This is a genomic window from Flavobacterium lacisediminis (genome assembly GCF_025909975.1).
Classification (GTDB): domain Bacteria; phylum Bacteroidota; class Bacteroidia; order Flavobacteriales; family Flavobacteriaceae; genus Flavobacterium; species Flavobacterium lacisediminis.
On record NZ_JAPCIO010000004.1, the window covers coordinates 135,767 to 161,279 of the forward strand.

General features: G+C 31.5%; 17 protein-coding genes. 7 read left to right on the top strand and 10 right to left on the bottom strand.

The window, feature by feature from the left end; all coding sequences use genetic code 11:
• Positions 1 to 15: 15 nt before the first annotated feature.
• On the bottom strand, positions 16 to 4,356 hold the full coding sequence (locus OJ995_RS07625; RefSeq protein WP_264368867.1) for a PAS domain S-box protein: 4,341 nt from the start codon (positions 4,354 to 4,356) through the stop codon (positions 16 to 18).
• Between the two features lie 136 nt (positions 4,357 to 4,492).
• Here OJ995_RS07625 and OJ995_RS07630 point away from each other — a divergent pair, with 136 nt between their 5' ends.
• From OJ995_RS07630 to OJ995_RS07650, 5 genes are all read left to right on the top strand, one after another.
• On the top strand, positions 4,493 to 6,664 hold the full coding sequence (locus OJ995_RS07630) for a S9 family peptidase (protein ID WP_264368868.1): 2,172 nt from the start codon (positions 4,493 to 4,495) through the stop codon (positions 6,662 to 6,664).
• 26 nt (positions 6,665 to 6,690) lie between these two features.
• On the top strand, positions 6,691 to 8,409 hold the full coding sequence (locus OJ995_RS07635) for a peptide MFS transporter (protein WP_264368869.1): 1,719 nt from the start codon (positions 6,691 to 6,693) through the stop codon (positions 8,407 to 8,409).
• 78 nt (positions 8,410 to 8,487) lie between these two features.
• On the top strand, positions 8,488 to 10,146 hold the full coding sequence (locus tag OJ995_RS07640) for a peptide MFS transporter (RefSeq protein ID WP_264368870.1): 1,659 nt from the start codon (positions 8,488 to 8,490) through the stop codon (positions 10,144 to 10,146).
• Between the two features lies 1 nt (position 10,147).
• Positions 10,148 to 11,650: a peptide MFS transporter gene (locus OJ995_RS07645; RefSeq protein ID WP_264368871.1), complete on the top strand. Its 1,503-nt coding sequence runs from the start codon at positions 10,148 to 10,150 to the stop codon at positions 11,648 to 11,650.
• A 52-nt stretch (positions 11,651 to 11,702) separates the two neighbouring features.
• Positions 11,703 to 12,170: a thioredoxin family protein gene (locus OJ995_RS07650; protein WP_264368872.1), complete on the top strand. Its 468-nt coding sequence runs from the start codon at positions 11,703 to 11,705 to the stop codon at positions 12,168 to 12,170.
• Between the two features lie 3 nt (positions 12,171 to 12,173).
• Here OJ995_RS07650 and OJ995_RS07655 read toward each other — a convergent pair whose 3' ends face one another.
• The 3 genes from OJ995_RS07655 to surE form a co-directional block, all read right to left on the bottom strand.
• Positions 12,174 to 14,186 (bottom strand): ComEC/Rec2 family competence protein, encoded by a 2,013-nt coding sequence (locus OJ995_RS07655; RefSeq protein ID WP_264368873.1) that lies wholly within the window; start codon positions 14,184 to 14,186, stop codon positions 12,174 to 12,176.
• Between the two features lie 105 nt (positions 14,187 to 14,291).
• Positions 14,292 to 15,407 carry a lipid-A-disaccharide synthase gene (gene lpxB, locus OJ995_RS07660; protein WP_264368874.1) on the bottom strand — a complete coding sequence of 372 codons (1,116 nt, stop codon included), beginning with the start codon at positions 15,405 to 15,407 and terminating at the stop codon, positions 14,292 to 14,294.
• A gap of 11 nt (positions 15,408 to 15,418) precedes the next feature.
• Positions 15,419 to 16,186: a 5'/3'-nucleotidase SurE gene (surE, locus tag OJ995_RS07665; RefSeq protein WP_264368875.1), complete on the bottom strand. Its 768-nt coding sequence runs from the start codon at positions 16,184 to 16,186 to the stop codon at positions 15,419 to 15,421.
• A gap of 143 nt (positions 16,187 to 16,329) precedes the next feature.
• Here surE and OJ995_RS07670 point away from each other — a divergent pair, with 143 nt between their 5' ends.
• Complete coding sequence (locus tag OJ995_RS07670; protein WP_264368876.1) at positions 16,330 to 18,483, top strand: carboxy terminal-processing peptidase; 2,154 nt, start codon at positions 16,330 to 16,332, stop codon at positions 18,481 to 18,483.
• A gap of 46 nt (positions 18,484 to 18,529) precedes the next feature.
• On the opposite strand, the gene OJ995_RS07675 is transcribed toward OJ995_RS07670, so the two are convergent.
• Complete coding sequence (locus OJ995_RS07675) at positions 18,530 to 19,048, bottom strand: hypothetical protein (RefSeq protein ID WP_264368877.1); 519 nt, start codon at positions 19,046 to 19,048, stop codon at positions 18,530 to 18,532.
• 53 nt (positions 19,049 to 19,101) lie between these two features.
• On the opposite strand from OJ995_RS07675, the gene OJ995_RS07680 reads away from it, so the two are divergent.
• Positions 19,102 to 19,893, top strand: a complete 792-nt coding sequence (locus tag OJ995_RS07680) for a DNA/RNA non-specific endonuclease (protein WP_264368878.1) — start codon at positions 19,102 to 19,104, stop codon at positions 19,891 to 19,893.
• Here the strand turns inward: OJ995_RS07680 and rodA are convergent, their stop codons facing one another.
• The 5 genes from rodA to OJ995_RS07705 are packed head-to-tail and all read right to left on the bottom strand — an operon-like array spanning position 19,894 to position 25,449.
• Positions 19,894 to 21,150 (bottom strand): rod shape-determining protein RodA, encoded by a 1,257-nt coding sequence (rodA, locus tag OJ995_RS07685; RefSeq protein WP_264368879.1) that lies wholly within the window; start codon positions 21,148 to 21,150, stop codon positions 19,894 to 19,896. It abuts the gene before it with no gap.
• A complete protein-coding gene (locus OJ995_RS07690; protein ID WP_264368880.1) occupies positions 21,151 to 23,079 on the bottom strand; it encodes a peptidoglycan D,D-transpeptidase FtsI family protein in 1,929 nt (642 codons plus the stop codon). It abuts the gene before it with no gap.
• Positions 23,076 to 23,579, bottom strand: a complete 504-nt coding sequence (locus OJ995_RS07695; RefSeq protein ID WP_264368881.1) for a rod shape-determining protein MreD — start codon at positions 23,577 to 23,579, stop codon at positions 23,076 to 23,078. The genes OJ995_RS07690 and OJ995_RS07695 overlap by 4 nt, the downstream gene beginning before the upstream one ends.
• On the bottom strand, positions 23,580 to 24,410 hold the full coding sequence (gene mreC / locus OJ995_RS07700; protein WP_264368882.1) for a rod shape-determining protein MreC: 831 nt from the start codon (positions 24,408 to 24,410) through the stop codon (positions 23,580 to 23,582).
• Between the two features lie 10 nt (positions 24,411 to 24,420).
• Positions 24,421 to 25,449: a rod shape-determining protein gene (locus OJ995_RS07705; RefSeq protein WP_026725280.1), complete on the bottom strand. Its 1,029-nt coding sequence runs from the start codon at positions 25,447 to 25,449 to the stop codon at positions 24,421 to 24,423.
• Positions 25,450 to 25,513 lie beyond the last annotated feature (64 nt).

Genomic DNA, 25,513 nt, shown 5'->3' on the forward strand with positions numbered 1-25,513 from the left:
AAGATACTAATTGGATTAATTAGGAAGACTATTTATCCATTTAAATAAAGTGGTTTCAAATAAAATTTTATCAATTGGTTTAATAATAAAATCATTCATCCCAACTTCTAAACATTTTTCTTTTTCACCCGTTATAATTCCTGCGGTAATGGCGATAATAATAGTGTTTGGATTTGTTTTTCTTATCTCAGTTGATGCTTCGTAGCCATTCATTATTGGCATTTGAATGTCCATAAAAATAATATCAGGTTTGTTTTCTAATGCTAAATCAACTGCTTCTTGACCATTTCTTGCTTCATAAATGATGCAATTTGGCACTCTGTTTAATATTAGAGTTTTGGTCAACAACATATTTATTTTGTTGTCATCTACAATTAAAATTTTAGCAGTGTTATATAAAACCTCTTGCTTGTTAGAAGGAATTGGTTGTTTTTTTTCTGAATTATTTCGGTTTAAATAATTCTGTAAAGCATCATGTTTTATTGGTTTTATAATGCTTTGTACGTTTTTATTGGTTCCAATTTCATTAAATTTCGAATTAGAATTTTGCATTACAATTATGGATATGGAAGTCAATTCATTTAACTCCTTTAGGATGTTAATTGTTGTTTTTTCAGATAAATATTCTAAATCTAAAAGCAATAAATCGTAATTATTTTTGGAAATAAAAGCAGCAATGTTTTCTAAGTCATTTTGATAAACATCAGCATCGATAGTGAAGCTTTGCAACATATTTTGGATTAATGACGCTACCAATTGATTGTCCTCAATAATTAAAGCTTTTTTAAAGTTGTGCTTATTAGTATTTAAATGGTTGTTACAAAATTCTGATTTTAAGTCTAATTCAAAACTAAAAGTAGAACCAATATTAGGTTCACTATCAATCTCTAATTTACTGTTCATTAATTTAAGAAGACTGTTCGTAATGGTTAATCCAAGTCCAGTTCCTCCATAATTTCGTGTTGTAGAATTGTCTTCTTGTGTAAAAGCTTCTAGAATTTTTTTCTTGTTTCCTTTTTTGATTCCAATACCCGTATCTTTAACACTAAATTTGATTTTTGATGAGGTGTCGTTAATATTGGTAGACGAAACTTCTAATTCGATTTGTCCATTTTGAGTAAATTTAATAGCGTTGTTAAGTAAATTTTGTAAAATTTGTTTCAATCTAATTTCATCTACCCAAATAGCGCAATGTACTTCTTTGTGAATATTAACAATGAGTTCTAAATTTTTCTGATGCGCCATGAATTTCATCATATCCACACATTGATTAATGACGGCATGCAAACTTGTTTTTTCGTTATCAATAATTAATTTTCCAGCTTCAATTTTAGAAATATCCAAAATATCATTTACTACATCTAATAAGGTAGAAGCGGATTGATTAACGGTTTCTAAATGTTGCTTTTGAATTTCGGTTAAATTAGAACCTAATAACAAATTACTAAATCCGATAATTCCGTTTAATGGGGTTCGTATTTCATGACTCATATTAGCCAAGAATTCTGATTTTGCTTTGTTGGAAGATTCGGCTAATTCTTTTGCAATTACTGCTTCTTCAGCTACTTTTCTTTCGGTAATGTCAATTAACACACCTTCAATATAGGCTACTTCGTTGTTTATGATGATTCCTTCTCCGTATTCTTCAACCCATACATATGATCCGTCTTTTTTTCTAATTCGACAGGTTACTTTGTAAGGTTTTCTCTTTTGTAAAGCTTCGTCAATAATGAGTCTTAATTTTTCTTCTTCTTCAGGGTGATAAAGATCAAGTAATGAAATTTTATTACTCATAAAATCATCACGATGATATCCGGTAAGTTTTTCAATTTCGTCATTTAAATAGACTTTTGTTCTTGCTTCATCGTATTTAACTAAAAAAACAGAAGCAGGAATATTATTGGCTAATAGTCTAAATTTTTCTTCACTTTCAGCAATTGCTTTTTCATTGTTAATTCTTATAATCGTTGAAGAAATATTGTTTGAAAGCGTAAGAAGAATATTGATTTCTTCATCTGTCCAAATGCGTTCATTTTTACAATCATCAAAGCCAATGAAACCAATGAAAGTTTCCTTATCGAAAAGAGGAATTATTAAAATAGAAACAATGTTTTGGTCTATTAATAAATCTTTAAAGTTGCTTTCAGTAATATTCTTTGTTAAATTTATATAAGGTTTTTTACTTAAAATAATTTGCATAAAATCTGAAAATGCCTCGTGCGGTATATTTTGAAGTTCTGGATTGTCTATTTCTGCTAAATCAGTTTCTGAAACCCATTCAAAACGTTGGCTCATTAAATTTGTTTTGATGTCATTTTCAAAATAATATAGACGATCTACTTTTAATACTTTACCTATTTGTTCAATTGAAGCATCAAAAATCTGGTCTTTATCTTTGTGAATTAAAAGGTTACTGGTTACGTTTGCAATTGCAGTTAAAATTTCATTTTTATAAATGATTTGATTTTCTGCGTTTTTCCTTTTTGTTGTTTCAATTGCAAGCGCTATGATTTCGGCAACTGTTTTACAAAAATTGATGTCTTCATTTGTCCAATATCTATTCTCGTGAGTTGCTTCTAAACATAAAATGTTATTTAAATCTCCACCTATATATATTGGAATGTCTAACAATGATTTGATATCGTATTTAGGAAAATATTCTGTTGTAAATTCCTTTAAAGAGTCTTCTTTATAAACATTTGAAGCAATAATAATAGGTTGAGATTCAATATTAGAAATGTAAGTACTAATGTTTGTTTTAGGAATTGATAAGTCTGCATAGTGTTTATCTTCGCTATGAACGTAAATATTTTTTAAATCGATACTGTCATCTTTGAAGTCCCATAATGCAACACGATCAATTTTTAATCCTATTGCTGTTTCTTTACAAATATGTCTGATTAAAGCCTCTAAGTCTGGAAAAGTTAAGAAGTTTAATGTAGATAGTTTATTGGAAATAGAGTTTAATCTACTAATTTCTTCAATTCGTTTATGCTCTTCTAGTTCAATAAGCTTTGTAGAAGTTATGTCTCTAATAATACAAGAAAAGCCAGAAACTGTATCGTTTTCATCTCTTTTTATAGTTACTTTTTGTGATACCCAAATTTCTTCACCATTTTTTTTAATTACTGGAAATTCTAATATGTCAAATTCATCTGTTTCAGAAATAGAATCCACATAAAATTTCGAAACAGTATTTTTAAAGTCCTCTCTAATAAAATCGCTAAAGTGTCTGCCTAAAAGTTCTTCTAATCGATAGCCTAATGTTTGAATTGAAAATTTGTTAGCATAAATAATATTACCATATCGATCACTTTCATAAATAATGTCTTTAGCATTTTGAATCAAACTAGCATATTTTGTTTCTAAACTAATTTTTGAAGTTACATCCTGACCTGTAGCAACATAGGTGTTGTTAGTATGTTTGAAATCAGTCCATTGAATAAACTTGTATTCTCCATTTTTACATTTTAATTTTCTAAAGTATACTGAATTTGGTTTGAATTTATTTGAATAATCTCCAGATTCAAATTCTGAGTCTTCGGTTAATGACCAAAACCCCTTTCCTAAAACTTCTTCGGGGGTATATCCTAAGATTTTAGTTATAGAATCATTACAATATTGAACATTGCCTAAGTTGTCTGCAGCAATAATGATAGAGTTAGTATTGTTAATTATATCTTGAGTGAAAATTAATCTTTCATTGGCTTTTATGTTTCTAATTATTTGGCCTAGATGAATTACTAAAATGATAAAAAGAGCATTGATAAGAGTTACAATACTTGAAATTTCATTTTGTTTAAATAAGGTTAAGAGAAATAATAAAATAAAATTTACTCCTATAAATATCAAATATGTTGTAAACCTATTAAAAATTGCAAAAGCAAAAAACAGCAACAATAAATATTTTGAAAACAACAAGAAGCTAATGCTTTCTGTAAAAAAACCATAAATGACAGAAGAAAGTAGTAAGTAAAAGCAAACTCTGAAAATACTATAGCTATATTTTGCTATTTCTTTTTTAGATGTTATTATAAAAACGAAAACACAAAAAGTGCCAATAAGAAATTCAAAATAAGAGTTAACGCTTTTCGATTCATTAAAAATCAAATAGAATAATTCTGCAACAGGAAAAATCAATCCGAGATATAAAAAATAATAACGATATTGAGCATTCGAATGGTGATTTAATGTACTACGTAAAGTACGAAAATCAATATTTGAGGACTTTAATTGAAAATTAAAGAAAAGTCCAAAAATCGATAGCAACACACATAAATAAATTAAAACATACAAATTGGCAACAGCTATGTTGTTGGATAAAAAAAAGAATCCATTTTGTAGGGGTATTGCCATTTATTTGTGTTACGGTTTCAATCATAAATGTAATTAAATATTTTTAAAAAATCAAAATCTTTATTAAATGAAGTTAAAATTATGGTTAATTCATATATTTTCACTAAAATTGGGGGTTTTTTAAGAACATAATATTATGAAAAAATACAGTTTAGCAGTATTGCTTTTTGTAGTGAGCTCATTATCAGTAGTAGCTCAACAAAAAATTACTTTAGAAGAAATTTGGGGCGGTGCCTTCAGAACTAAAGGAATGGACGCTTTAAGTGCCATGAAGAACACCAACCAATACACAGTCTTAAATTTTGATAGAAGCACTAAAAGCTATCAAATTGACTTGTATGATTTTGCAACTTTAGAAAAAGTAAGTACACTTTTTGATACCAAAAATCATGCAGAAGTAAAGTCAATTGACAGTTATTCTTTTGATAAAAATGAGAAAAAGATTTTGATTGCAACGAATTCAAATCCTATTTTCCGTCATTCTTTCACTGCCGAATACTTTATTTACGATATTCCTTCAAAAACGGTAAGTAGTTTTACAGCTAATGCGATTCAAGAGCCAACATTTAGCGCAGACGGAACCAAAATTGCATATGCTTTTGAAAACAATTTATATGTACATGATATGGTTTCGGGAGCTAAAATTCAAATTACTAATGATGGTAAAAAGAACAAAATCATTAATGGTATTACGGATTGGGTTTATGAAGAAGAATTTGCATTCGTAAAAGCATATGATTGGAATGTAACAGGAACTAAAATTGCGTACATCAAATTTGATGAAACCGAAGTGCCAGAATTTTCAATGGATATGTACAACGAAGGATTATATCCAACACAAACGGTTTTCAAATATCCAAAAGCGGGTGAGAAAAATGCAATCGTTTCTTTGCATATTTTTGATTTAAAATCGGGAACTACTAAGAAAATCAACTTGGGAGATTACAAAGATTTTTATATTCCAAGAATCAAATGGACGAATGACGCGGCTACTTTAAGCGTTCAAGTAATGAATCGTCACCAAAACAATTTAGACTTACATTTTGTAGATGCTAACGCAGGAACTACAAAAATTGTTTTAAACGAAAAAGACGCAGCTTATGTTGATGTTACCGATAACTTAACTTTCTTAAAAGACAATAGTTTCATTTGGACATCAGAAAAAGATGGTTTCAATCATATTTATCACTACGACAGAGCTGGTAAATTGAAAAAACAAATTACTTCTGGAAAGTGGGAAGTAACTAATTATTACGGATTTGATGAAAAATCTGGAATGGTTTATTATCAATCGGTAGAAAATGGTTCTATCAACAGAGACGTTTATGCTATTAAAGTAGACGGAAAATCAAAAGTGAGATTGTCTTCTAAAAAAGGAACTAATTCAGCAACATTCAGCCCGAATTTTCAATTCTTCATCAATACACATTCAAGTGCGACTTCTGCACCAATGTATACTTTAAACGATTCAAAAACAGGAGCAGTAGTTAAAACAATTGTTTCTAATGAAGCGGTTGAAACTAAATTAGCAAAATATGATGTAACTCCAAAAGAGTTTTTCGTATTAACTACAGAAAAAGGTCACCAATTAAACGCTTGGATGATTAAACCGAAAAACTTTGATGCGACTAAGAAATACCCGGTTTTCATGTTTCAATATTCAGGTCCAGGTTCACAACAAGTTGCAAACACTTGGAACGGAAGTAATGATTATTGGTTTATGATGTTAGCACAACAAGGTTATATTGTAGCTTGTGTTGACGGAAGAGGAACAGGTTTCAAAGGAGCTGCTTTCAAAAAATGTACACAAAAAGAATTAGGAAAATACGAAGTTGAAGATCAAATCGATGCAGCTAAAGTAATTGGAAAATACAACTACGTTGACGCTTCAAGAATCGGGATTTTTGGATGGAGTTATGGCGGATTTATGTCGTCTAACTGTTTGTTCCAAGGTGCTGATGTATTCAAAATGGCAATCGCAGTAGCTCCAGTAACTTCTTGGAGATATTACGATAGTATTTACACAGAGCGTTACATGCAAACTCCTCAAGAAAACGCAAGTGGTTACGATAACAACTCTCCAATTAATCACGTAAGTAAATTAAAAGGAAACTTCTTTTTAATCCACGGAACAGCTGATGATAATGTACATGTGCAAAATACAATGAAAATGGTGGAAGCATTAGTTCAAGCTAACAAGCAATTTGATTGGGCAATTTATCCAGATAAAAATCATGGAATTTACGGCGGTAAAACACGCTTACAATTGTACACAAAAATGACGAATTACATCAAAGAAAAATTATAATAAACCAATAAACTAAAACAAATTATATGAGTGAAGTAGCAGCTAAACAAAGCCATCCAAAAGGACTTTGGGTCTTATTTGGAACCGAAATGTGGGAGCGTTTCAATTTCTACGGAATGCGAGCAATTCTTACCTTGTTCATGGTAAATTCATTGATGATTAAAGAAGCAGATGCAGCCATTATTTATGGTGGATTTTTAGCATTATGTTATTTAACACCACTTTTAGGAGGATTTATTTCGGATAAATATATTGGAAATAGATACAGTATTATGTTAGGAGGAACATTAATGGCAATTGGTCAATTCTTATTGTTCATTAGTGCATCAACTTTTGATTCGAGCTTAGGAAGTGCAAAGTTATTCATGTGGATTGCCTTGTTTATTATCATTTTTGGTAATGGATTTTTCAAACCAAACATCTCTTCAATGGTGGGAAGTTTATACCCAAAACAAGAAAAGAATAAATTAGATTCAGCCTTTACTATTTTCTACATGGGAATTAATATCGGAGCTTTCTTGGGTCAATTTATTTGTCCATGGGTAGGTGATGTTAAAGATGCAGAAACTGGAGTTAGAGATATTTTTGCTTTCAAATGGGGGTTTTTAGCAGCTTCAATTGCAATGATAATTGGAACAATAACTTTCTATGTTTTAAAAAATAAATATGTAGTTACTCCAGAAGGAAGACCAATTGGTGGTTTGCCAAAAAATAATGTAAGTGATGATTTTGAAGAAGGAGAAACTCAAACGGCAAAATTTACAAGCACAGCTATTGGAACTTCAGTTGCCATTTTTGCAGCTTTATTCTTTGTGTTTAGATATTTGTTAGTAGGTGAATTCGGATTTTCGGATGTTGCCATGGGTCAATTAATTAAAGGAATTATTTATCCATTTATTTATTCTGCGGGTATTGCTTTAGCTTACTTAATTATGAGTTCAGCTGAAAATAAAGTAGAAAGACAAAGAATTTGGGTAATTTACATTGTTTCCTTCTTTATTATCTTTTTCTGGGCTGCTTTTGAGCAGGCTGGTTCGTCATTAACTTTCATTGCAGATAATCAAACAGATAGAAGTATTTTTGGATGGAACATGCCTCCGTCAATGGTGCAAATTTTCAATGGAATTTTCGTAGTAATGTTGGCGTTACCATTCAGTTTACTTTGGGATAAATTAAGAGCTAAAGGTAAGGAGCCAGTTTCTCCATTAAAACAAGCAATGGGATTAGCTTTAATTGCATTGAGTTATTTTATCATTGCTCACAATGTAAAAGATTTAGGGAATTCAGGATTATTAGCTATCAAATGGTTAATGTTATTGTACTTAATCCAAACAATGGGTGAATTATGTTTATCACCAATCGGATTGTCATTGGTTGGTAAATTAGCACCAAAACGTTTTGCCTCTTTATTGTATGGCGTTTTCTTTATCTCAAATGCTGCGGGTTATGCATTGGCGGGGTCGTTAGGAGCAATTATTCCTGCAACGGGTGATAAATTCCAAAAAGCAGAAACTTTAGGAGTTAATCTTCAAGAGGTATTAGATAAAAAAGTTACGTTAACAGCAGAGCAAGTAGCTTTATTTGAAAAAGAACAATTACCAATGGAATACACATCTTTTGCTGGTTTTGAAATCCATAACTTATATGAATTCTTCATGGTATTCGTTGTTTTATGTGGAATTGCAGCTGTTATTCTAGCGGTTTTGTCCCCAAAATTGAAAAAAATGATGAATGGAATGACCTAATTGCATTTAAAAATATTTTTTATATCTTTCAAACCTACAAGAAACCCTTGTAGGTTTGTTTTTTTAATACAATAAATTATGTGGAAAAGTCATCCTAAAGCACTGCCTTACTTGTTTTTATCTGAAATGTGGGAGCGTTTCGGTTACTATTTAATGATTGGTATTTTTACCTTATATCTTAAAGATGTTGAAGCCGGATTCGCTATGACCGAGAAAGAAGCATCCGATTTATACGGAACTTTTATCGCTTTGGTATTTTTAACCCCTTTCATTGGTGGTTTAGTTGCCGATAGATATTGGGGCTACAAAAAATCTATCGTAATTGGTGGTATTATGATGGGAGCAGGTTATTTTATGATGGGAATTCATGATATTACCATGCTTTATATCGCCATGACATTAGTTATCGTGGGTAACGGTTTTTTCAAACCCAATATCTCAACACTTTTAGGTAATTTCTATACCGAAGATCAATATAAAGATAAAAAAGACGAAGGTTACAACATTTTCTATATGGGAATTAACGTGGGTGCTTTCATTTGTAACTTCTTTGGAGCTGCTTTACAAATTCTATTAGGTTGGCAATATGCCTTCATGGCAGCTGGAGTTGGAATGTTTATCGGTGTAATTGTTTTCTTATTAGGAACAAAACACTACGGAAATCAAACTGAGAAAAAAGGAGTGCAACCAGGAGATATGCCTTTTTGGAAAATTGTGATGTTTATTTTAGTGCCATCAGCAGTTTTTGGAGTAATTGGATGGTTATTAAAAGGAGTAACTTCAGAAGCAAATCCTGGTGGGTATATTTTTGGTTCGGATAGTACGGATGCCTTTATTTTTGCTTGTATTCCAGTGATTTTCTTTTACGGAAGTTTATATTTTAAAGCCAAAGTGGAAGACAAAAGACCAATCGGAGCTTTGTTAACCATTTTCGCGGTGGTAATTTTATTTTGGGGTGTTTTCAAATTGAATGGTTCTGCACTTAATACTTGGGCAGACCGTTATACGGATAGAGAAATCACAGGAACGACTCAAACCGTTTTCAACGGATTGAAATTAGCCAAAGAAGTAGAATACAAAAAAGACACAGTTGAATTATATGATGCGAGTTTCCGTATACAAAAAGTAGATGGAGAAGTTCAAAAAACTGTAGATTATCCCGTTTATTTTAGAAACGTAGCGAAAGATAAATTACCTGAAGAAGGAGCAACAGTTTCGCTTTGGGCAACCAATTTAAGTCAGTCGATTAATCCAGGTTGGGTTATTATTTTAACGCCTTTAGTAGTAGCTTTCTTCACATTCCTAAGAAGCAGAAAGAAAGAACCTTCAACACCAACTAAAATCGCATTCGGATTATTAATTTCAGCTTTATCTGTTTTGGTAATGATTGCTGCTGTAAATATGGGAGCAAACGGTTCTGAAAAAGTAAGCGTTTGGTGGTTAGTAGCCAATTACGGAGTTATCACAATTGGAGAGTTATTCTTAAGCCCGATGGGATTATCGGTAGTTTCTAAATTGAGTCCAACGAACATTACTTCATTAATGATGGGTGGTTGGTTTTTATCAACTTCAATCGGAAATAAATTAAGTGGTGTATTAGCAAGTCTTTGGGATACTTATGACAACAAACAAGATTTCTTTTGGATTAACTTCGGATTATTAATGTTTGCTACTATGTTGATGTTTATTTTATTGAAACAACTTAACAAAGTAATGCAAGAAAAAGGAATTCACTAAGATGCAAACAATAGAACAAATTCAGGATTTTAAAGGAAAATATCCAAAACAACTTTGGTATTTATTCTTTAGCGAAATGTGGGAACGTTTCTGTTTCTACGGAATGCGCGGAATGTTGGTGGTTTTCATGGTGAATCATTTAGCTATGGATGAAAAAACCGCTAATTTACAGTATGGAGCAACTCAAGCTTGGGTGTATGCTTTTACATTTATTGGAGGTTTATTTGCAGATAAAATTTTAGGATTAAGAAAGTCACTTTTTTGGGGTGGAATTCTAATGATTTTAGGAAGTATTATTTTAGCAATCGATCCTAAAAACTTCTTTTTTATTGGAATCAGTTTTACCATTGTAGGAACAGGTTTTTTCAAACCTAATATTTCATCAATGGTTGGACAATTATACAAAGATGGTGATCCAAGACGTGATGCTGGATTCTCATTTTTCTACATGGGAGTTAATTTAGGAGCCTTATTAGGAGGTTACGTTTGTATTGCTGTTGCAGAAGGCTCAATGTGGCAATCAATAGTTCCAGAACATTTAAGATGGAATGTTGGTTTTGGTTTTGCAGCAATTGTAATGATTATTAGTTTGTTGACGTTTACGCAAACACAAAAAACATTAAGTACTATCGGACTTTCTCCATTACAAGAAGTTGAAACCTCAAAACGTAAAGGATTAGAAATTGCAACGTATTTAGGTTCTTTATTAGTAATTCCAGTGATTATTATTATGGTGGCCAATACAAAGTATACTGATTATTTTATGATGTTTATCGGACCAGCTTCTATTCTATATTTGTTTTACGAAATGAAGAATTTTTCAGTTTCAGAAAACAAGAAACTTTTGGCTGCTTTAGTTTTCATCATTTTCTCTATTTTCTTTTGGGCTTTTTTCGAACAAAGTGGAGGATCTCTAAGTTTATTTGCGGCCAACAATTTGAATAATACGATTGCTGGAGTTGAGTTAAGTCCAAACGGAGTTAATAATTCAGCGAACTCTTTATTTGTAATTGGTTTTGCAGCTTTGGTTGGTTTAGTTTGGTTGTGGATGGCAAAGAAAAAAATGGAGCCTAACACTATTATTAAATTTGGTTTAGCCTTCTTATTTTTAGCGGGTGGTTTTTGGGTGTTCTACTACACACAATTTTTCGCTGATTTAAATGGAAAAACATCTTTAGGAGTTTTCACTTTAGGTTGGTTAGTGATTACATTTGGTGAATTGTGTTTATCTCCAATTGGGATGAGTGCTATGACTAAATTATCACCACAAAAAACACAAGCCGTTATGATGGGAATGTGGTTTTTAGCAAGTGCATATGGTCAATATTTTGCGGGAATTTTAGGTGCCAATATTGCAGAAGCTTCTGAAAATGCAACCAATATGGAGAAGCTTGTTTTGTATGCAGACGGTTACAAACAGCTAGCGATTTATGCGCTTATTTTAGGTGTTGTACTTATTGTTATTTCACCATTAGTTAAAAAATTAATGCAAGAAGTTAAGTAACAGCTTTTTTTGGCATCTAATTTGCTTAATTTTGTTTTATAAAATTTAAAATATGAAGAAGATTTTAGTAATAGCGTTTTTAACTTTGACTAGTATGTCAATTCAGGCGCAAGAAGAATTAACTTGGCATACAGATATGTCAAAAGCAACGGATATTTCAATTAAAGAGAATAAACCAATGTTCTTGTTTTTTACAGGTTCTGATTGGTGCGGATGGTGTATTCGTTTGCAAAAAGAAGTTTTCAAAACCCCAGAATTTATCAAATGGGCAAAAGAAAATGTGGTTTTAGTGGAATTGGATTTTCCAAGAAAAAACAATCAAAGCGAAGAAGTGAAAATGCAAAACGTACAATTACAACAACAACTTCAAGTTAGAGGTTATCCAACTGTTTGGTTTGTAAGTGCTACAAAAACGGCAGAAGCTAAAATAAATTTAAATGCTTTAGGAAGTTCTGGTTATGTAGCTGGTGGTCCAAAAGTTTGGATTGACGGCGCTAATCAGATTATTCAGAAAAAATAAGAATTATTTCAATCTATAGAATCCCTTTTCGGCAATTGCATGAAAAGGGATTTTTTCTTTTCTGCAAGTAGCTTCCCAAGCTTTAATGGTGTTTTTGTAGTTGCTTTTATCCGCAATAATTTCTTTAGGTTTCATTTCTAAAATCAAACGTGATAAATTGATTTTTGGATTTTGGGTAAGCAAAATAATTTCAGGACGAATTGAGGTTTTGTAAATCCCTAAACTATCTATAACTAAAATTCTTTTTTCTTGAAATGAAATCGCGTTTTGCATCGGAAAAATGCGTAACGAATCTGAAAATGTTCCTCGTGTGTAATGATTTAAAGTAACGTTATGATTTTCAGGAATGTCGCTAAAAGCAATTACATTATTTTTATTTTTGATGCCAATTAGCGTTGTTTTTTCGTTAAATACCACCAATTCACTGCTGTTATTTTCGCTCCATTTTATACTGATGTAACTCAGTTGAAAGAGTAAAAGTGTTCCCAAAATATATTTTATGTTTTTATCTTTTATATGATAAAGCCAATATGCAAAAGCAATTATGACTAAATACAACGAAAAAGTCAGCCAACCAGAAAACGAAATATTCGTAATAATTCCGCTTTTGAATTGGGCAATCCAATGAATGTAATTATTCATAAATTGAATGCTGAATTCTAAAATTTTACCTAAGAAAACCGCAACAGATGGAAGTACATAATTAAGAGGTAAAATGATAATTCCAGCAATTAAAACCAAACTCGAAAGTGGAATAATAACCAAATTAGCTAATAAAAATAACAAAGGCAATTGGTTAAAATAATACAAACTCAAAGGTAAAACCCCAATTTGTGCTGCCAAGGAAACTAAAACGGTATCAGTAAAGTAAATCGCAATTTTGTTTTCGGAAAAATAAAACTTCTTATAAAAAGGTTGAAATAATACAATCGATAAAACGGCTGCATAACTCAATTGAAAACCAATATCGAAAATAGCATTTGGTTTTACCAATAAAATTAAAAATGCGGAAATCGCTAATGCATTATAAATCGCTTTCGGTTGATTGAAATAGTTTCCAATACTAATAAAACTAAATAAAGTCACCGCTCTGGTTACCGAAGCCGGCAAGCCGGTAAGCAAAGCAAACAACCATAAAATCCCCAAGACAATCAACAATTGAATTTCCGCTCCAAATTTTACTCTTTTTAAAGGTTTCAACAAGAACACAATAAAGAAGTAAATGATGGAAATATGCAATCCTGAAATCGCTAAAATGTGAATTACACCAGCATTGGAATAATCGGCAATGGTTTCTTTGTCTAATTCCAATCGTTGTCCTAAAATTAAAGCGTCAATGATGGCTTTGGTTTTGGGTTCAAAATGATGAATGTCGAAACTTTTACTAAGATTATTTCTTAATGTTTCAATATAAAAATCAATCGTTTTATGCGTTTGAATGATTTTAATTTGATTTTCACGCGTGTAAATTTGATGAAATACGTTCTGCTTTTCAAGGTATTTAGAATAATCAAATTGGTACGGATTAAAAGTTTTTTGGATAGGATAAACGGCATTATTTAACCAAATTTCATCACCTGAATGTAAGGTTTCATTGTTTGTTTTTGGAACATAAAGTAATAGTTGCCCTGAAGCTATTGTATCATTAAAATGTGAAAGTGTAATAAAATATTTGTTGTATTTTTCATTTGGTTTTAATGTAGTTGAAACGATTGCTCGAATTGAATTCGTTTCTTCAAATGACTTTTTAGAGTAATGATTTTTCGAATTTAAATCGGAATGAATATAAAAACTCATCATTCCTAAAGTAAAGGCGAGTAGGTAAGTGGCAATTCCAAAAAGAGTATTTTGAAGCAAAGCTTTTTTACTTTTCCAAAATAGAAAACAAAAAATCCCTAAACACAAAAACAATGAAACAATAAGAGTTGATAAACTCCATTGCAAGTTATATTCTGCAATAATACCTATCGCAAAACTAATGGTAATGGTAAGTAAAGGAAACTTAAATACTTTCAATCACTGTTGTTTTTGAAGTAGTATTTAGTTTTAAGGAGTTGGGACTTCTCATCCCAAAAATATAAAAAATCAGTTAAGTTTCTAATAAAATGATAAGAATCTTCTTTATTTTTTAAAAGAATTTACAATCAATTCGGCTGTTTTTTTGCTAGCGCCTTCTCCTCCTAATTTTTGTTTCAATTCAGTGTAATTGTTCAATAACACAGCACGACTTTCGGAATTTAGAATTTTATTCAATTCTAATTTTAAGTTTTTCGTATTCAATTCTTCTTGAATTAACTCTTTAACCACTTCTTTGTCCATGATTAAATTCACCAATGAAATGTATTTTAGAGTGATGATACGTTTTGCAATTTGATACGAAATGTAGCTTCCTTTATAACAAACCACTTCAGGAACATTAAATAAAGCGGTTTCTAAAGTTGCCGTTCCAGAAGTTACCAAAGCAGCATGAGAATGACTCAATAAATCATAAGTTTTATTCGAAATAAATTTCACGTTTTCATTCGTTAAAAATGTTTTGTAAAATTCATATTCCTGACTTGGAGCACCCGCAATCACAAATTGATAATCTGGAAAATCGTTGGTTACCGAAAGCATAATCGAAAGCATTTTGGAAATTTCTTGCTTGCGACTTCCTGGTAATAAAGCTATAATTGGTTTTTCAGATAACTGATTTTCTTTTCTGAAACTTTCATCCGAAACTTCTGTTCTACTTGCAATGGCATCTATTAACGGATGACCTACAAAATGAACTGGAAAATTGTGTTTTTTCTCGTAAAAATCTTTCTCAAACGGAAGAATTACATACATAAAATCCACATCGCGTTTAATGGCTTTGATACGGTTTTCTTTCCAAGCCCAAATTTGAGGTGAAATGTAATAATGTGTTGGAATGTTGCGCTCTTTTGCCCAAGTCGCAATGCGCATATTAAATCCAGGATAATCGATAAAAATAATCGCATCAGGTTGAAACGCTTCAATGTCTTTTTTACAAATTTTGATGTTGTTCAAAATCGTTTTTAGGTTCATGATAACTTCAATAAATCCCATGAAAGCCAATTCACGATAGTGTTTTACTAAAGTTCCGCCAACATTTTGCATCAAATCGCCACCCCAAAAACGAATTTCGGCTGATGGATCTTTTTCATACAAAGCCTTCATTAAGTTTGAACCATGTAAATCGCCCGAAGCTTCTCCTGCTATGATGTAATATTTCATTTATTTTTTCTTTATAATTCCCAAGAATTCAATTGTTGCATCGCATGATGTGCAGTTAAATCAAATTGTACCGGTACAATCGAAATGTAACCATTTTCTAAAGCCCATTCATCTGTATCGGTTCCTTTGTCTAAATTGACAAATTTACCAGTTAACCAATAATATTCTTTTCCTTGTGGATTTGTTCTTTTATCAAATTCTTCTTGCCACATAGCTTTCGCTTGTCGGCAAATTTTCACTCCTTTTATTTCTTCTTTGCTTAATTTCGGGAAATTAACGTTCAAAATTACACCTTCAGGTAAACCATTTTTCAAAACTTCAGAAGCAATTTGTTTGATATGACTTTTGATGGGTTCAAAATCGGCATCCCAACTATAATCTAACAAAGAAAATCCGATAGCAGGAATGCCTTCGATTCCAGCCTCAACAGCGGCACTCATGGTTCCTGAGTAAATTACATTGATTGAAGAATTAGAGCCATGATTGATCCCAGAAACACATAAATCAGGTTTTCTTTTTAGTATTTCGTTTACTGCAATTTTCACGCAATCTACTGGAGTTCCACTGCAACTGTATTCTTGTTCAAGTTCTTTGTCTAAATGTACTTTTTCTAGTTTTAAAGTGTTGTTAATGGTAATCGCGTGTCCCATTGCACTTTGTGGACTATCAGGAGCTACAACTACAACGTCGCCAAGTTCTTTCATCACTTCAATTAAAGCGCGAATTCCTGGTGCAACAATACTATCGTCGTTAGTTATTAGTATAAGTGGTTTTGACATTCTTCGTACATTTTTTGCTAAATTAAATAATTTAAACCGAAACCTTTTTTTTGTGTGCCTATTTTTGTTGGTTTAACAAAAATTTATAGTATTTTGCGTACTTGTGGCATGATTTTTTGTGTAATTTAGTTGAAAATTTTTCAATGAAACGAATAGTTGAATTTATGAAAAGAAATTATAAGGTTATATTGTTGGTAACTGCTTTATCAGCAATACTGTGGAGTTTTATTCCTAGAGAGAAAAAAGAAGACCCAGAAAAAGACAAACTTTTATTGGAGTTATTGGCTTTTGTATTAGAAAAAGGTCATTACAGTCCAGTTGAGATAAATGATGATTTCTCTCGAAAAGTATATAAAAAATATTTAGATAATATTGACCCTACGAAAAGATTTTTCCTTCAAAGTGATATTGATGAGTTTAGTAAATATGAAACTTCAATTGACGACATGATTAAGGATAAAGATTTAACTTTTTTCAATTTAACAAATGCTCGTTTGTTGAAAAGAATGAGCGAGTCTAGAGAAATATATGAAGATGTTTTAAGTAAACCTTTTGATTTTACCATTAAGGAAAGCATAAATGTAGATTATGAAAAACTGCCATTTAGTAAAAATAAATCGGAATTAATTGACAGATGGAGAAAGCAATTGAAGTTGTCTGCTCTTTCTTCTATTACTGATAAAGAACAACTTGAGGAAGATAAAAAGAAAAATGATGCTAAATATGAAGTAAAATCATTTGAAACACTTGAAAAAGAAGTTAGAGAAAATTCCTTAAAATCTTTAAATGAATATTTTGATTTTATTGAAAAAGAGTTAGAAAGAGATGATTGGTTTGCCATATTCTTAAATTCTATTGTAGAACGTTTTGATCCACATACATTCTATTTTTCACCTGATGATAAAGAGAAATTTGATGTAAGTATGAGCGGAACATTCCAAGGGATTGGTGCGCGTTTACAAAAGAAAGAATCTGGTGTTGAAGTTTCAGAATTAATTTCTGGCGGCCCAGCTTGGAGAGGAAAAGAGTTAGAAGCGGGTGATTTAATCCTTAAAGTAGCTCAAGGAAAAGAGGAACCACTTGATATTGCAGGAATGCGTTTGGATGATGTAGTAAAAAAAATCAAGGGACCTAAAGGAACAGAAGTTCGTTTAACAGTCAAAAAAGTTGATGGGACTATAAAAGTTATTTCAATTATAAGAGATGAAGTTGAAACAGAAGAAACGTTTGCTAAATCAAGTATAGTTGAAAAGGATGGAAAAAAATACGGAATTATTTACTTACCTAAATTTTATATTAGTTTTGAAAACAAAGAAAACCGTGATGCGTTTAAAGATGTAGCCGCTGAAATCGAAAAATTAAAAGCACAAAACATCGATGGTCTTGTTATGGACTTGCGCGATAATGGTGGAGGTTCTTTAGAAACGGTAGTTAAAATGGTAGGATTGTTCATTCCAGACGGACCAATTGTACAAGTTAAAGCGCCTGGAAGAAATCCAGAGATTTTGCCTGACCCTGATAAAAAAGTACAATATGATGGTCCACTTGTAGTAATGATTAATAATTTCTCGGCATCAGCTTCAGAAATTTTTGCGGCAGCAATTCAAGATTATAAGCGAGGAATTGTTGTAGGAAGTAAACATTCTTATGGTAAAGGAACAGTTCAGAATGTTATTGATTTAAATCAGTTCATTAGAGGAAATTCTTATGGTGATTTAGGAGCATTAAAAACTACTATTCAAAAATTTTATAGAATTAATGGTGGATCAACTCAACGTGAAGGAGTAAAGAGTGATATTGTTTTTCCAGATCGTTTTTCTTATCTTGATATGGGTGAACGTGATGAAGAAAGTGCATTACCTTGGGATAAAATTGAGCCAGCTAAATACCAACCTTTAAATGCTAACTACGATAATGTAATTACTAATAGTAAAAAAAGAATAGCTGCTAATCCTACGTTTAATTTAATTGATGAAAACGCAAAATGGATTTTTGAACGCAAAGATGAGAATGATTTTAGTCTTAATTTAAATGACTTTAAAAAAGAAATTGCAGTAGCAGATGTTAAAATTAAAAAGTTCAAAGCTATTTCAGATTACAACAATAAATATGTCTTTACTTCTTTGCCTGACGAAGTTGCTTTGTTTGAAAAAGATACTTTGTTAAAACAAAAAAGAGAACGTTGGCATGAAGAAATGCAGAAAGATGTTTATATGGAAGAAACTTTAAACGTTATTTCTGATATGAAATTGTTAACTAGAGGTAAAGGATTACCTCAGAAATTAAGCATGAATTAAAATAATAAAATAAAAAAAATCCCGATTCATTGAATCGGGATTTTTTTTAATCTAGTTTGTTAAGTTTGTTTTCTGCTTTTTCTAAATCTAATTGTAGTTCTAAAGCTTTGTTTTCTTTTTTAAGAATTTTCTCTCTCCATTCTAATTCTTCTTCATTTGTTAGCTTCCCTTTTCTTCTAAGCTTTTCAAATTTTACTTTTTCTTTTTCTAAATCTTTTTTGTTGTCTTCAATTTTTGATTTAGCTTTTTCTACATTCTTTTTAGCTTTTTCTCTTTGAGCTACCGCTTTTTCAGCTTGTTTTAGTTCTTTTTCAGCTTTTTTCTGAGCTCTTTCAGCTTCTTTTTTTGCTTTTTCTGATTCTTTTAAAGCTTTTTGACGCTCTTTTTCTTCCTTTTGTTTTTCTTTTATTATTTTCTCTTCTGCTTTTATTCTTTCTTTTTCCGCTTTTTGTTGTTCAAGAATTAGTTTTTCTTGTTTTACTTTTACGCTGTCAATTACTGTTTCTTGCGCTAGAGAGGCTTGTAGACTAAATAAACCTACTAAAATTAAAAATTTTATTTTCATGTTATGGATTTTAAAAATTACCTTTACAAAGGTAACAAAAACTGCGCCAAATCATGAAAAGAATCATTTATATCCTTATTGTTTTCTCTATGTTTTCTTGTAAAGAATTTAATTTCGATGAAAGGAATTCAATTGAAGAAAAAGAAGTTTTAATTGATGAAAATGTAATTTCTAATGATTTTGATTTTCTACCAACATCAACTACAAGTGATGTTTATAAACGTAATACTTATGTTTTTTCATATTCAGAAGATCATGAACAAAGCGAATGGGTGGCGTACTATTTGGATAATAATGATGTAAAATCTACTAATTTTGATAGACCTTTTTTTGAGCAAGATCCTTTAGTGGAATCTGTGTCAGCCGATTGGAGAAATTATAAGAATTCAGGTTACGATAAAGGTCATTTGTGTCCAGCTGGCGATAGAAAAGGTTCATATGACGAGTATAACGAAACTTTTTTCACTTCTAATATTAGTCCGCAAGAACATGACTTTAATTCGGGTGTTTGGAATCGTTTAGAGGAAAAGGTTAGATATTGGGCAGTAAAAAGTGATGGATTATTTGTGGTAACTGGTGGTGTTTTGAGCAATAATCTAAAAACTATAGGTAAAGAAGATGTTTCGGTGCCTAATTATTTTTACAAAGTGCTGCTTTCTAAAGATGGTTCTAAAATGATTGGTTTTTTAGTACCTCATGAAAATTCAAATCAACCTTTATATGAGTTTGTGGTTTCGGTGGACGAAATTGAAAAAATGACAGGTATTGACTTTTATCCTAATTTGCCAGACGAAATAGAAAATAGATTGGAATCGAAATCTGATTATAAAGATTGGAGTTTTTAATTACCACTCATTTACTTTATTAGCATCAAGCTTAATAAAGATAAATAACAAAATGGTGAACGCCCATAAACTCGATCCTCCATAAGAGAAAAAGGGTAGTGGTACCCCAATTGTAGGGAACAACTTAATCAACATGGCAATATTTACAAAGAAATGCGTAAATAAATAGGTAGCCACACAGTAGCCATAAACTCTACTGAATTTTGTTTTTTGATTTTCGGCTAGGTAGATAATTCTTAAGAATAAGGCAACAAATAATAGAATTACGGTTATACTTCCAATGAATCCCCATTCTTCGCCTACAGTAGTAAAGATGTAATCGGTGTGTTGTTCGGGAACGAAACCTCCTTTTGTTTGTGTTCCTTCTAAATAACCTTTTCCAATTAAACCTCCAGAACCAATTGCAATCATCGACTGATTCAGGTTGTAACCTTCTCGTTTCATGTCTACATCATCACCAATTAATACATTGATTCGGTCTTTTTGATGTGGTTCTAAAACACTATCATATACATAACTTACTGAGAAAGCAAATCCTGCCATAACTAAATAAAGTAGTCCGTAAACAATTGGATTCCTAGAAATTTTCCGATTAAATATGTAATGAATTACCATTATTACAAATACAATCCCAATTAAATAAATAGGTTCAATTACTAATGAAAGAAAGAATAATGCAATAGCAATTATGCCCGAGAAAAAGTACCAGCTTGGCAATCCTTCACGGTTTAAAACAAAGATTAGTGAAATGAAAATCATGGCACTACCTGCATCGGGTTGCATTAATATCAGTAATACTGGTAAGCCTACGATTGCCAAACCTATGATTTGATGCTTTGTATATTTTAAATTGATTTGGGAATAACTCAAATATTTTGCCAATAACAAGGCTGTCGCGGTTTTAACAAATTCTGAAGGTTGAAATCCAAACCCTCCAAATTGATACCAGTTGGTTTGTCCTTTTTTGGTAACTCCAAATACAAATAAACCAAGTAATAATATAATTCCTAAACCATAAAACACAAAAGAAAGGCGTTCGAAAATCTTGGCATCCGCAAATAAAATGATAAGAATTAAAGGAATGGTTAAGCCAATGAAAAGCATTTGACGTCCATATATTTGAGAAAGATCAAATATGGAAGTTTCTTCTAATGGTAATGAAGCAGAATAAATAGTCATCCAGCCCATAATTACCAATACAATATAAAGTAATATGGAGATATAATCGATTCTATTTCCTACGCTTTGATTTTTCATTTAGTTTTCTTCCTCTTCTTTTTTGGCATCGCTAATTTCTACTTCTACTTTGTTTAAAGAATCTTTAACTTTTGTAGGATCAACTTTTCTTTGAAAGATGATGTTTTCAATTTTTTTATATTCTTCTAATAAACTCCCATTTAGCATGGTGGTTTCTAAATCTTTTCTGGTAATTTTTCCAGTTATGTATTTTTCAGCCATTAATGTTGCAATTGGTCCAGCCCATCGGTTACCCCAATATCCGTTTTCAACAACTACTGCAATAGCAATAGTAGGATTTTCTTTTGGAGCGAAAGCAACAAATATTGAGTGGTCTTTTAATTGATATGTTTTTCCTGCAACTCTAATTTTGTTTTCAGCCGTTCCGGTTTTTCCACAAAGTTCTAATCCTTCAACTTTTAAATTCCAAGCTGTACCCACGTTATATACATCTGCCAAACCTTGAATCATAGGTGTAAAATACTGCTTATCTATTGTAGAATAGTGTTTTGTTGTGAACTTTTTATCTAAAACTTCTCCTTTAATCTTTTTTACGATATGAGGTGTATAGTAATATCCTTTATTGGCAACTACTGCCATCATGTTGGCCAATTGTATAGTGGAAGTAGAAACTTCTCCTTGACCAATAGAGTTTGAAATAATATAGGAACTTCTAATCTTAGCACCATTGTACATTCTTTTGTACATTTTAGAATCTGGAACTAAGCCTTTTGATCCAATAGGCATATCGGTCCCCAAAAATTGCCCTAATCCAAAACTTCTAACATGGTTGGCCCAATTATCTACGCTGTAATACGAATCTTTATATTTTTCAATAGTTCTTTTGTAAGTATTTCCAAAATAACTGTTACACGATTTATAAGTACCATTGTTTAATTGTAAAGTGTGTAAGCCACAGTGACATTTCATGAAGCGTCCAAAATTAGCTCCATGGTTACAATAGAATGTGGATTGTTCGTCAATTACTTCTTCGTGTAGTCCAATTAACCCTGTTACGATTTTAAAGGGCGAACCAGGTGGGTAAGTAGCTTGTAAACCTCTATCGTATAGTGGCTTGGCAATCGAATCGTTATACAAAGCGGTATAATTTTTTGATCGCTGTCTTCCTACTAATAGCGCTGGGTCATATGTAGGTGCCGAAACTAGTGCTAAGATTTCCCCTGTTTTAGGTTCAAGCGCCACAATTCCTCCTCTTTTGTTAATCATTAACTCGGTTCCATACTTTTGAAGTTCGTAATCGATAGTTAAAGTTAAGTCTTTTCCTTGTTGTGCAATGGTATCAAATTGCCCATTTTTATAGGGACCAATAATTTTGTTATGCTTGTCGCGAAGTAAATATTTTACCCCTTTAATGCCTCTTAATGTTTCTTCGTATTGTTGTTCAACTCCTTGTTTTCCTATCAAATCACCACTATTGTAGTATTTGTTTTTCTTTAAGATAGCCTCATTAACCTGTGTAATAAAACCAAAAACATTAGCACCAACATTTACCTGATAATCACGTAGTGAACGCTTTTGTGTATAAAAACCTTCAAATTTTCTTTCTTTTTCTTGAAAAGCAGCATATTCTGCTTTGTTTAATTGCGATAAGAAAACAGAAGGTAGCATTGGGCTATATACTCTAGCTTTTTCAATTTTTTTGATAAAAAAATCTTTGGTAATATGAAGTAAGTTGCAAAACTCAGTGGTGTCAATGTTTTTAATTTCTCTTGGTACCACCATGATATCATATGAAGGTTGATTGGCAACTAAAAGTTTACCATTTCTATCATAGATATAACCTCGCTCTGGAAAATCGAATACCTTTTTGATGGCATTATTTTCCGATTGTAGTTTTAAGTTTTCATCAATTACCTGAAGATAGAAAATTCGAGCAATCAGAATAATTGAACTGATAATGATTACGGCGGGCAATACAGCTTTTCTCATCGTTTACTCGGCTTGATTATGTAAAGTGTTAGCAAACAAATAATAAACGTAAATAGTGTACTGAATAGTGTGCGAGTAAGTACAGTAAAAATCAAATCAATACGGTAATATTCAAAAAAGAACAAAACAAAATGATGAATAAAAATAGCTAATAACAATAAAGTAATTCGCTCAGGTGAGATTTTATCAGCAATTTTTACGGTTTGGTATTCATAACTCAATCCAAAAGAAAATTTAAAAAGAGTTGGACGAACATAAGCTAAAATCAAGGATGACATTGTGTGAATTCCACCTGAATTGCAAAACATGTCTAATAAAATTCCCATAGCAAAACTCCCTAATAACAAAACACTTTTGTTGCTATTTACAGGATATAGTAGAATAAATAAAATATATGGATACGGGTTTAAGTAGCCAAACAAGTTAATATTGTTGAATATTAAAACTTGAAGAGCTAAGAAAACGACAAATCGTATGCTATTTAAAATACTATTATTCACTTATTGTTTTGGTGCTGTGGTTGCTGTTTCTAATTGTTGTTTCTCTTTTTTTCTTTTGTTTTCAATAACGTAAACATAGCCTAGCGATGTCATGTCATTAAACAAACGAATATTGATAGTATAATAATTTGTTTTCTTATCAATAAAAATCTTATCAATTTTCCCAATTGGTATATTTTCAGGAAAAATATCTGAATTTCCACCTGTTACGATTGAATCTCCATGTTTCAAGGAAGCCAATCTTGGAACATCTATAAGTTGGGCAAAACCAACATTTCGGCCATCCCAAATTAAAGAACCAAAGTGATTCGAGTTCTTAATCTTAGCATTAATCTTAGATTTGGTATTTAATACACTTTGAATCGTAGAAAAGTTTGTTGATGTTTTTTCAATTAAACCAACAATTCCTTTATCGTTAACTACTCCCATGTCTACTTCAATTCCTGAATTTTTACCTGAATTGATGGTGATGTAGTTTTCTCTTGTATTGAATGTGTTTTTTACCACTTTTGCTACTACAACATTGTAATTGTTAAGGTCGTTTCTAAAAAGAGTTTTAGAAACTAAAATGGTGTCCTTTTTATTGAAAAGCAATTCTTTCAATAAAGCATTTTCAGATGCTAAGTCTTTGTTTTTTTGTTTTAAACTAAAATATTCATTCACCTCATTTACTTTTTCATAGTAAGCTCCTACCACTGAATTAGCTGAATTTACATATTCACTTCTATGATACGAATGCGATTTAATGATAAGCGAAAATGAGATGCCCAAAAGCAGCAAAAACAGCAATCGATAGCTGTTTTTTATGATAAAATTAATTATTTGCTGCATGGATTATTTCTTATTTAATCAGGATTCCTTTGTATTTGTTGATGTTCTTTAAGGTCATTCCCGTTCCTCTTACAACGGCTCTTAAAGGATCTTCTGCGATGTAAACAGGTAAATCTGTTTTCATTGAAATTCGTTTGTCTAAACCTCTTAACATCGAACCTCCACCTGCTAGGTAAATACCGGTGTTGTAAATATCGGCAGATAATTCGGGTGGTGTTTGTGATAAGGTTTCCATAACCGCATCTTCAATACGTTGAATCGATTTGTCTAATGCTTTTGCAATTTCTCGGTACGATACATCAACACGTTTTGGTTTTCCGGTTAATAAATCTCTTCCGTCAACTGCCATATCTTCTGGTGGACTATCTAAATCTTCAGTAGCAGCACCAATTTGAATTTTTACTTTTTCAGCGGTAGTTTCTCCAACAAATAAATTGTGTTGCGTTCTCATGTAGTAAATGATATCATTTGTGAAAACGTCTCCGGCAATTTTAACCGATTTATCACAAACAATTCCGCCTAATGCAATAACCGCAATTTCTGTTGTTCCTCCACCTATATCCACAATCATGTTTCCTTTTGGTTGCATGATATCTAAACCGATACCAATTGCAGCCGCCATAGGTTCATGAATTAAGTATACTTCTTTACCATTAACACGCTCTGCTGATTCTTTTACCGCACGCATTTCCACTTCTGTAATTCCAGAAGGAATACAGATTACCATACGAAGTGCTGGTGTGAATAATTTTTTCTTTAAAGCGGGAATACTTTTGATAAACATTTTAATCATCTGCTCTGAAGCATCAAAGTCAGCGATAACTCCATCTTTTAACGGACGAATGGTTTTGATGTTTTCATGAGTTTTACCTTGCATCATGTTGGCTTCCTTACCAACGGCAATAATTTTGCCCGTAATTCGGTCTCTGGCAACAATAGATGGACTGTCAATCACAACTTTATCGTTGTGAATGATTAGTGTATTTGCGGTACCAAGGTCGATAGCGATATCCTCGGTCATGAAATCAAAAAATCCCATAAGTAAGAGAAGGGTTTAGCGTTTTTTGTATAATAGTATTCAACTAGCAAAACTATGAAAATTA

Bases quoted from the DNA above. Each gene is read 5' to 3' on its own strand.
- OJ995_RS07625 (WP_264368867.1), bottom strand. From the start codon at position 4,356: ATGGCAATACCCCTACAAAATGGATTCTTTTTTTTATCCAACAACATA.
- OJ995_RS07630 (WP_264368868.1), top strand. From the start codon at position 4,493: ATGAAAAAATACAGTTTAGCAGTATTGCTTTTTGTAGTGAGCTCATTA.
- OJ995_RS07635 (WP_264368869.1), top strand. From the start codon at position 6,691: ATGAGTGAAGTAGCAGCTAAACAAAGCCATCCAAAAGGACTTTGGGTC.
- OJ995_RS07640 (WP_264368870.1), top strand. From the start codon at position 8,488: ATGTGGAAAAGTCATCCTAAAGCACTGCCTTACTTGTTTTTATCTGAA.
- OJ995_RS07645 (WP_264368871.1), top strand. From the start codon at position 10,148: ATGCAAACAATAGAACAAATTCAGGATTTTAAAGGAAAATATCCAAAA.
- OJ995_RS07650 (WP_264368872.1), top strand. From the start codon at position 11,703: ATGAAGAAGATTTTAGTAATAGCGTTTTTAACTTTGACTAGTATGTCA.
- lpxB (WP_264368874.1), bottom strand. From the start codon at position 15,407: ATGAAATATTACATCATAGCAGGAGAAGCTTCGGGCGATTTACATGGT.
- surE (WP_264368875.1), bottom strand. From the start codon at position 16,186: ATGTCAAAACCACTTATACTAATAACTAACGACGATAGTATTGTTGCA.
- OJ995_RS07670 (WP_264368876.1), top strand. From the start codon at position 16,330: ATGAAACGAATAGTTGAATTTATGAAAAGAAATTATAAGGTTATATTG.
- OJ995_RS07675 (WP_264368877.1), bottom strand. From the start codon at position 19,048: ATGAAAATAAAATTTTTAATTTTAGTAGGTTTATTTAGTCTACAAGCC.
- OJ995_RS07680 (WP_264368878.1), top strand. From the start codon at position 19,102: ATGAAAAGAATCATTTATATCCTTATTGTTTTCTCTATGTTTTCTTGT.
- rodA (WP_264368879.1), bottom strand. From the start codon at position 21,150: ATGAAAAATCAAAGCGTAGGAAATAGAATCGATTATATCTCCATATTA.
- OJ995_RS07690 (WP_264368880.1), bottom strand. From the start codon at position 23,079: ATGAGAAAAGCTGTATTGCCCGCCGTAATCATTATCAGTTCAATTATT.
- mreC (WP_264368882.1), bottom strand. From the start codon at position 24,410: ATGCAGCAAATAATTAATTTTATCATAAAAAACAGCTATCGATTGCTG.
- OJ995_RS07705 (WP_026725280.1), bottom strand. From the start codon at position 25,449: ATGGGATTTTTTGATTTCATGACCGAGGATATCGCTATCGACCTTGGT.